Origin of the sequence: Endozoicomonas sp. ONNA1 (assembly GCF_024606325.1) — a bacterium.
GTDB lineage: Bacteria > Pseudomonadota > Gammaproteobacteria > Pseudomonadales > Endozoicomonadaceae > Endozoicomonas_A.
Genome location: NZ_JAHHPN010000877.1, coordinates 1 through 2,636, shown reverse-complemented (window position 1 = coordinate 2,636; position 2,636 = coordinate 1). Strand labels below are relative to the sequence as shown.

Here is a 2,636-nt window from a genome sequence, read left to right as displayed (position 1 = left end):
TGTGACTTGACCGTGGTCGGTGAAGATGGCCAGCCGAAGCCATGCGGAAAGGTCTGGAAGAATACTCAAGCCCTTAAGGATCACAAAAGAAGAGGCCACTCCAAACAATCAACCTGTGACGTGACTGTCGTTCGGAAGGATGGCCAGCCGCGGCCATGCGGAAAAGTCTGCAAGAATGCTCGAGTCCTGTCATATCACAAAAGAATGCATCGAAAACGCAAGTCTCCTGTTGTGGACCAGAACGATTACCTCAGTCCTTGATCTGACAACCGCCGTTTCATAAGGTTTTCTTGATCTATCCTTGCTCTGTAAAAGCCAGAATGCAGGGATAGAATTATTAAACACTCACTCTTTGCGGCACTACGTTTGCTGTTACTGACGTTGTCTGTCGCCTGTCAGGCCGAACCGTTGACAGAACGTTTTATTGTCGACACCAAAGACACTCATCTATGCTCTAACCCTTATTCATGGGCATCTTTAGAAGTGTTTGCCGCTGTCGGTTCGCTTTTAAAAAACTATTGGAACCCCCATTCACCGTCGTTTAACTGGATGGAACTACGGGGGGCGAGTCAGGATCACCCGTTTGCGATCACTACTATGATGCCTGGTTCTGGAAACAACCAACAACCCAGCCTGCCATCAGAATCATCCGGGCAGGAAGCCCGGGAGGCCCTCCCCCAACCTATAGGCTTTTTCACTAGCCGACTGTATTCTGACTCTGGTGGGGATGGCGGAGGCCCTGAACAACATCCACATACTTTAGGTTTAAATTGTTTCGTCCATCCCTGTCATGGCACTTGTCAATTCCGGCAGTCTTCCGATTTATCCGAAAGCAGAGCGCCGGATTGTGAAGAAAGTTCGACAGATCACACATTAGCATCACCCGGGCAAAGCTCATGCCCTCATTTGGCCGATAGATACTGCTCTATTTGCAACCCTGTTAACGGGGTTGCCTCAGACGGGATCGGCATAGACTCAGTGGTTGCAGGGACAATCGATAAAAAAGTCCCCGCCAGGAAAGCCATTTGCAACTTGATCATATTCGGGGAGGATGGCCGACTGCTGCAATGCGGGAAGGTCTTCAAGACTGCGAAATCATTTTCGGTTCACAAAAGCAACTACCACACCGGGCAAAAAACCTGTGACCTGACTGTGGTCGCAGAGGATGGTCAACTGCAGCCGTGCGGGACGCTCTGCAAGAATGCTAACGCCCTGTCGTACCACAAAAGCAGAGACCACACGAGTCAACAAACCTGTGATGTGCCCGTGATCGGCAGCGATGGTCTGCAACGGCCCTGCGGGAAGACCTGCAGAAATGCCGTAGCTTTGTACGTTCACAGAAGCGGACAACACACCGGGAAAAAGACCTGTGACTTGACAGTAATCGTGGAGGATGGCCAGCCGCGGCCATGCGGAAAGGTCTGCAGAAATGCCGCAGCTCTGTACATTCACAAAAGCGGACAGCACACCGGGCAAAAAGCCTGTAATGTAGCCGTAATCGGTGAGGATGATCAGTCTCGGCCATGCGGAAGGGTCTGCAAGAATTTTCAAACCCTGTTGAATCACAGAAAAAGAGACCACGGCAGGCGGCAAACCTGTAATGTGTCCGTGACCGGTAAAGATGGTCTGCAACGGCCCTGCGGAAGGGTCTTCAAGACTGCCAACAGCTTGTCGGCTCACAAAAGTGGGTACCACAGCGTGCAACAAACCTGTGACATGACCATGACCGGGGAGGATGGTCAGTCGCGGCCATGCGGAAAGATCTGCAAGAATCTTCAAACCCTGTCGAATCATAAAATCAGAGACCACACCGGGCAACAAATCTGTGACGTGACCGTGGTTGGGGAGGATGGCCAGCCGAAGCCATGCGAAGAAGTCTGCAAGAATGCTAAAGCCCTTTCGTATCACAAAAGAAGAAACCACACCGGGGAACGAACCTGTGACGTGAACGTGATTGGGGAGGATGGTCAGTCGCGGCCGTGCGGGACGGTCTGTAAGAATGCTCACGCCCTGTCGAATCACAAAACCGGATACCACAGCAAACAAAAAAACTGTGACGTGACCGTGGTTCGCAAGGATGGCCAGCCGCAGCCATGCGGGAAAGCCTGCAAGAATACTAAAGCCCTTTTGAATCACAAAAGAATGCATCTAAAACGCAAGTCTCCTGTTGTGGATCTGAACGATGACCTCAGTCCCTGATCTGACAACCGCCGTTTCATGCTGTTTTCTTGATCTATCTTTGCTCTGAACAAATCAGCATGCAGGGATAGAATTATTCAATACTCAATCTTTGTGGCACCGCGGTTGCTGTTACTGACGTTGTCTTTCGTCTGCCAGACCGAACCGTTAACAGAACGTTTTATTGTCAACACCAAAGACACTCCAATATGCTCCAACCCTCATTCAGAGATATCTGTAAAAGTGGTTGCTGTTGTCGGCTTGCTCTTAAAAAGCTATTGGAACTCCGATTCACCGTCGTTTAACTCGGTGGAACTCCCGGGAGCGAGTCAGGATCACCCGTTTACGATCACTACTATGATGCCTGGCTCTGGACACAACCAACAACCCGGCCCGCCATCAGAATCATCCGGGCAGGAAGCCCCGGAGGCCCTCCCCCAACCTATAGGCTTTTTCAC

At 51.0% G+C, this 2,636-nt stretch carries 3 protein-coding genes; all 3 read left to right on the top strand.

Features of this window, described 5'->3' with window-relative positions:
* The coding region (locus KDK19_RS20880) for a hypothetical protein (RefSeq protein WP_257255255.1) at positions 1 to 261 on the top strand (261 nt) is incomplete at its 5' end.
* 105 nt (positions 262 to 366) lie between these two features.
* Positions 367 to 2,199 carry a hypothetical protein gene (locus KDK19_RS20875; protein WP_257255254.1) on the top strand — a complete coding sequence of 611 codons (1,833 nt, stop codon included), beginning with the start codon at positions 367 to 369 and terminating at the stop codon, positions 2,197 to 2,199.
* Positions 2,200 to 2,304: 105 nt separating this feature from the next.
* On the top strand, positions 2,305 to 2,636 hold a 332-nt coding region (locus tag KDK19_RS20870; RefSeq protein ID WP_257255253.1), incomplete at its 3' end, for a hypothetical protein.